The organism is Streptomyces viridosporus (genome assembly GCF_002078235.1).
Classification (GTDB): Bacteria; Actinomycetota; Actinomycetes; order Streptomycetales; family Streptomycetaceae; genus Streptomyces; species Streptomyces viridosporus.
In genome coordinates this window covers 1-5,578 of record NZ_MSGP01000594.1, presented here as the reverse complement: position 1 = coordinate 5,578, position 5,578 = coordinate 1, and the positions used below count along the sequence as shown (strand labels likewise).

Sequence of the window (5,578 nt, the reverse complement as noted above, 5' to 3'; positions counted from 1 at the left end):
GCGGGGCGGAGGGCGGCGGCCGGCCGCCTGGTGCGCGGCGCTGCTGTTCGCCGGGGTGAGCGTGGTCGTCGGCTGCCGGACCGCCGACACCGACGGCGTCACCCCCGTGCCGCAGCTCCTCGCCTTCCTGCCCTGGCTGCTCGTGCCCACGGCCGCCGGGCTGCTGTTCACCCTGCGCGCCCGGTGGTGGACCGGCGCCGTGTGGGGCGTGGCCCTGCTCGGCCTGCTGGCCTGGTTCATCGAGCCGTACGGGAAGACCGGCGAGCCGACCGGGCCGCCCCTCGCCGGGCTGCGGGTGCTGACCTCGAACGTGGAGTTCGGGCGGGGCACCGGCTCCCTGATCGACGCCGTGCGCCGCGAGAAGCCCGACCTCGTGTTCGTCCAGGAGTGCGAGTACACCTGCGACGCCGCGCTGAAGCGGGAGCTGGCGGACGCCTATCCGCACCGGCGGGCCGTGGCGGGCGGGGGCTCCGAGGGCTCCGTCCTCCTCAGCCGCTTCCCGCTGGAGGCCGCCGAGGGCGTCCCCGGCACCATGGGCATGCCCGGCGCCGTCGCCGACGTCGACGGGCACGCCGTACGACTCCAGCTCGCCCACCCCATGCCGCCGCTCCCCGGCCAGGAGGACCTCTGGCGGCGGGAGCTCGGCAGGCTGCGCGCCGCGGCCGCCACCGACCCGGACACCCCGACCGTGCTCGCCGGGGACTTCAACGCCTCCCAGGACCACGCCGCCTTCCGCCGCATCCTCGACACCGGCCTGCGCGACGCGACCCGGCTGGACGGGGCCGACCGGACGCCGACCTGGCCTGCCCGCACCGCTCCGGCGTTCGGCGTCCAGATCGACCACGTCCTGGTGTCCGAGGAGTTCACCGCGCGCCGGGCCCGTTTCCTCGACCTCGCCGACACCGACCACCGCGCGCTGGTCGTCGACCTCACGCTGCACGCCCGCCGGTGACGCGCCCGCGGGCCGCCCCCGGCGAGGGACGGCCCGCGGTCGCGCACACGAGGCACACGAGGTCCGGTGCTACCGCGCGGACTTCTGCAGCGCCTTGTCCAGCGCGGCGGCGAAGCCGTTCGCCCACAGCTGGTTCACCCGGGACCGCTCCGCGGCGTTCGGGGTGGCGTTGGTGCAGGACGGGCCGGGCCCGCCGCCGGACATCAGCTCGCTGCACGGACCCGAGTAGTGGTCCGGCAGACCGAGCACGTGGCCGGTCTCGTGCGCGGTCACGCGCGTGGAGTTGTAGACCTGGTTCTGCCGGTAGTCGAGGAAGATGTAGCCGCGTCCGTGACCGTCGGTGGAGGCGTACGAGCCGCGTGGGTCGTTGCCCTCGCGGTACGAGAAGTCGGCGCCCGAGGTGCCCGCCTGGAGTCTCACGTTCGACACCGAGCTGTTCCAGATCTGCGTGCTGCGGGCTATCTGCGTGGCGAACGTGGGCGCCTGGGAGGCGTTGTAGACGACCGTGACGGCCGCCGCGCTCGTCGGGTCGGCGGCGCGCTTCTCGGCCGCCGACTTCAGCACGGCCTCGAAGAAGGCGCGGTTGGCCGCGGCCTCCTCGGAGGAACCGGCGTAGGCGGCGAACGCGGCGCCGGCGTCCGGGGCTTCGGCGGCCGAGGCCGGTACGGCCGTACCGAGACCGAGGGCCGTGAGGCTCAGACCGGCGGCGGTGAGCACGGACAGGGGCATGCGCATGCGCATCGATGACTCCTTGAGGTGGGGGATGAGCCAGAGCGTCACCGGTGAGTGTCCGCGCCCGTACGGCGGCTGTGATGATGGCAACCGGCGATAAACCCGCGCTATCGCCCCCGGAGATACGCATCCCTCTGCCCGACTCCGCCGGTTCGGCCGGGGTTTGTGTGTCTGGTGAAACCTGAACTTCCGCCTTACCCTCCCAGGGCATGGAGCTCGAGGTCAGGCACCTCAGGGCGCTGTGCGCCATCGCCGACACCGGCAGCCTGCACCGCGCCGCACGCCAACTCGGCGTGGCTCAGCCTTCGTTGAGCACCCAGTTGCGGCGCATCGAACAGGAGCTGGGCGGCACCCTGTTCGTCCGCACGCACACCGGCTGCCGTCCCACCCCGCTGGGCCGGCTGGTGCTCAGCCGTGCCCGCCCGCTCGTGGCCGAACTGAACTCCCTGGTCACCGAGGCCCGCGCCGCCGCCGTCGGCGGACGGCACCTGCGCATCGGTTCCACCGCCAGCCGGGCGCTGGCGGGCTGGCTGCGCCGCCTGCGCCGGCACTGCCGGGAGCCCACCCTGCACATGGACGTCTCCGCCAACGCCCTGCTGCGCATGGTGGCCGACGGCCAGCTCGACGTGGCCTTCGTGCACGAGGTGGAGGGCTTCCCCCTGCGCATCCCCCCGACGCTCCGCACGCGCGTGCTCGTCGAGCGCGAACCGCAGTTCGTCTCCCTGCCGGCCGACCACCCGGCCGCCGGGCGCCCGGTCGTCCGCCTGTCCGACCTGGCCCGGGACCGCTGGATGATCGACCCGACGGTCGACGGCGAGTGGGACGCCGTGCGCCGTGTCCTGCGCGCCGCCGGCCTCGACCCCCCTGTCCTGCACGGCGACTACCACACCGCCGCGTCCCTGGTCGCCACCGGCGAGGTCGTCACCGTCTGCCAGCCGACCTCGCCCTCCCGCCCCGAGACGGCGGTCCGCCGGCTGCACGGCGACCCGCTCGGGGTGCGGTTGCTGCTGGCGGCCCGGACCGACACGGAGCTGGCGGACGTCTATCCCGACCTGGCCGAGGCCTACCGGGAGGTGGCGCAACAGGCGCCGGCGTACCGGGAGTGGCTGGAGCGCGGCGGGTCGGGGGCACCCGCTCCAGCCCTCCCGTGACGGCACGCGTACCCCGGTACGGAACGCGGGAACACCGGGGCCCCTGGAGCCTCGGCGTCAGACGCCGATGTCCCGCCCGTCCGCGCGCCACACCGCGACCACGGCGGGGCGGACGTGGCGGCCGGGACCGTCGGGCCAGGTGCTGGCGGGCTTCTCCACCGACGCCCCGTCCACCTCGCCCGGGTGCTGCACGGCGACCAGCACGCGCCGGTCCTGGATGACCGGGCCGCAGGTCTCCGCGCCCCTCGGCACGGTCAGGAACTGCTTCAGCTCACCGCGCCGGCTTCCGCGCGTGGCGACGCCGAACAGGCCGTCGTGGGAGCCGAGGGCACTGCCGTCGGTGGAGATCCACAGGTTGCCGTGGGCGTCGAAGGCGACGTTGTCCGGGCAGGAGATCGGGCTGACGGAGTCCTTCGGGAACCCGGCGAAGTAGGTCGCCGGGTCCTCCGGGTCGCCCGCGACCAGGAACAGCGACCAGGCGAACTTCGTGCTCTCCGGCCGGTTCCAGCGCTCGGTCAGCTCCAGGACGTGGCCGTGCTTGTTGGCGTTGCGCGGGTTGGCCTCGTCCGCCCCCGGGTTCGAGCCGACCCCGCGGTTGGAGTTGTTGGTGAGGGCGACGTAGACCTTGCCGGTGACCGGGTTGGGCTCGATGTCCTCGGGGCGGTCCATCTTGGTGGCGCCCACCTTGTCGCCGGCCAGCCGCGTGAAGACGAAGACCTCCTCGGCGGTCATGCCCTCGACGTGCGAGACGGCGCCGTCGGCGGTGGCGGTGGCCAGCGGGATCCACTGGCCGCTGCCGTCGAACTCGCCGTCCTCCGGCAGCTTGCCGGTGCCGTCGATCTCGATGGCCGGGGAGTCGCCGGTCAGCTTGGCGACGTACAGCGTGCCCTCGTCGAGCAGCGTCAGGTTGTGCTCCCGGGCGGACCGGCTGTTGCCGGGCCGCATCCGCTTGCTGCCGACGAACTTGTAGAAGTAGTCGAATCGCTCGTCGTCCCCGGAGTACACGACCGGGCGCCCGTCGTGCGTCAGCCGCACGGTCGCGGCCTCGTGCTTGAACCGGCCGAGCGCGGTGCGCTTGCGCGGGACGGAGTCCGGGTCGTACGGGTCGAGCTCGACGACGTAGCCGAAGCGGTGCACCTCGTTCGGCTCCTGGGCGAGGTCGAACCGCTTGTCGAACCGCTCCCACTTGCGCTCGGTGGTGCCGGTGCCGATCCCGTACCGCTTGTCGGTCGCCCGGCTGCCGTGGGCGAAGTACTGGTTGAAGTTCTCCTCGGCGTGCAGGGTCGTGCCCCACGGGGTGGTGCCGCCCGCGCAGTTGTTGAGGGTGCCGCGCACCTTGGTGCCGCTCGGGTCGGCGGAGGTCTTCACCAGGTCGGACCCGGCGACGGGCCCGGTGAGCCGGAACTCGGAGGTGGCGGTCAGGCGCCGGTTGAGGGGGTGCCGGGTGACGGGCGTCAGCTTCCCGCTGCGGTGGTCCTCCTCCACCGCGACCACCGCCAGCCCGTGCGCGGCCCAGGCGATCTCCACCTGCTCCCGGGTGGGGTTCTCGGAGTCGTAGCCCCGGAACATGAGGATCTCGTCGGTGTACTCGTGGTTGGCGACGAGCAGCTGCCGGCCGCGCTCGCCCTTCAGGGGCATCAGCGCCAGGAAGTCGCAGTTGTAGCCGAACTGCCCGGCCTGCGCCGCGGCGGTCTGCTTCTCCGGGTCGAAGGCGGGCGCGCCGCGCAGGATGGGCTCGCCCCAGCGGATGACGACGTTCTGCCGGTAACCCTCCGGCACGGTGACGGCGTCGGCGGTGTTGGGCGGAACGGGCGTGAACCGCAGTCCGCGGGCACCCTCGGGCTTGCGGGGGCCGCCCTTGGCGGCGGGCGCCGCCTGCGCCTCGGGCGCGCCCGCGACGCCGACCGCGCCGGCACCGGCCGCGGCGACGGTGACGACGGCGGCGGCCCGCATCACGGACCGCCGGCTGAGGGCACCGGCGATGACGTCGCCGACGTACTCGTTGGAGCTGGTGTTGGGCACCTCGTGGAAGCAGGCGTCACCACACCGGAAACGACAGGTCATGGCGGACCGGCCGCCGGGATGCGAACCGGACGGCGTTCCGATCAACGGGAGCAGCTTGCGCACGTGTTCTCTCCTTGGGTGCCCAGGGTGTCAGCGTGACCGTAGGAGCACATATGTGCGGTAGTCGGGCGTCCGGATGAACGGCGAGTGAACCCGCGACGGCACCAAGGGAGTTGCGCGGACCGGCCGTCCCGGACCGGCGGCAGGCCGGATGCCGCCCTTGACAGGCGCGTCGTCGGAGCCGTGACCCTGCCCAAGATCGTCCGCGGAGGCCGCTAACCTTACGTGTCCGTCCTGGCCAGGGATCGACGGGCATCAACTCACGCGAAGGGTTGCGCACATGGGCATTCTCACTCTCTTGCGGAACGCGTTCGGACGATCACGCAAAGCGAAGACCGCCGAGGCGGAGGGTGCGGCGCAGGCCGCCGAGACGACGGAGGGCACGGCCACGACGGCGTCGTCCGAGCCGTCCCCGGAGCCCGCCGCGGACACGCCCGCGGCCCCGAAGCTCCCGTCGCCGTCCCCGGAGCCCACTCCGCCCTCCCGCACGGCCTCCGTCCCGGAGCCCCGCGAGGAGCACGACCTCGTCGCCGCGGCCTTCGCCAACGTGTCGGTGCCGAAGCCCACCCCCTCGGACGACCGCCCGGCCCCGGCGGCCCCCGCCGGGGCCGGGCGGTCG

4 protein-coding genes and 1 pseudogene are annotated in these 5,578 nt (G+C 73.6%); 3 read left to right on the top strand and 2 right to left on the bottom strand.

Features of this window, described 5'->3' with window-relative positions:
- A partial coding sequence (locus B7L92_RS33720; protein ID WP_107501691.1) for an endonuclease/exonuclease/phosphatase family protein occupies positions 1-952 on the top strand: 952 nt, incomplete at its 5' end.
- A 69-nt stretch (positions 953-1,021) separates the two neighbouring features.
- Here the strand turns inward: B7L92_RS33720 and snpA are convergent.
- A complete protein-coding gene (snpA, locus tag B7L92_RS33715; RefSeq protein WP_081241062.1) occupies positions 1,022-1,693 on the bottom strand; it encodes a snapalysin in 672 nt (223 codons plus the stop codon).
- Positions 1,694-1,893: 200 nt separating this feature from the next.
- On the opposite strand from snpA, the gene B7L92_RS33710 reads away from it, so the two are divergent.
- Complete coding sequence (locus B7L92_RS33710) at positions 1,894-2,835, top strand: LysR family transcriptional regulator (protein WP_081241061.1); 942 nt, start codon at positions 1,894-1,896, stop codon at positions 2,833-2,835.
- Between the two features lie 57 nt (positions 2,836-2,892).
- Here B7L92_RS33710 and B7L92_RS33705 read toward each other — a convergent pair whose 3' ends face one another.
- Positions 2,893-4,962, bottom strand: a complete 2,070-nt coding sequence (locus B7L92_RS33705; RefSeq protein ID WP_081241060.1) for a PhoX family protein — start codon at positions 4,960-4,962, stop codon at positions 2,893-2,895.
- Between the two features lie 277 nt (positions 4,963-5,239).
- On the opposite strand from B7L92_RS33705, the pseudogene B7L92_RS33700 reads away from it, so the two are divergent.
- Positions 5,240-5,578, top strand: a pseudogene (locus tag B7L92_RS33700) (VWA domain-containing protein); the annotation flags it as partial.

Bases quoted from the DNA above. Each gene is read 5' to 3' on its own strand.
- snpA (WP_081241062.1), bottom strand. From the start codon at position 1,693: ATGCGCATGCGCATGCCCCTGTCCGTGCTCACCGCCGCCGGTCTGAGC.
- B7L92_RS33710 (WP_081241061.1), top strand. From the start codon at position 1,894: ATGGAGCTCGAGGTCAGGCACCTCAGGGCGCTGTGCGCCATCGCCGAC.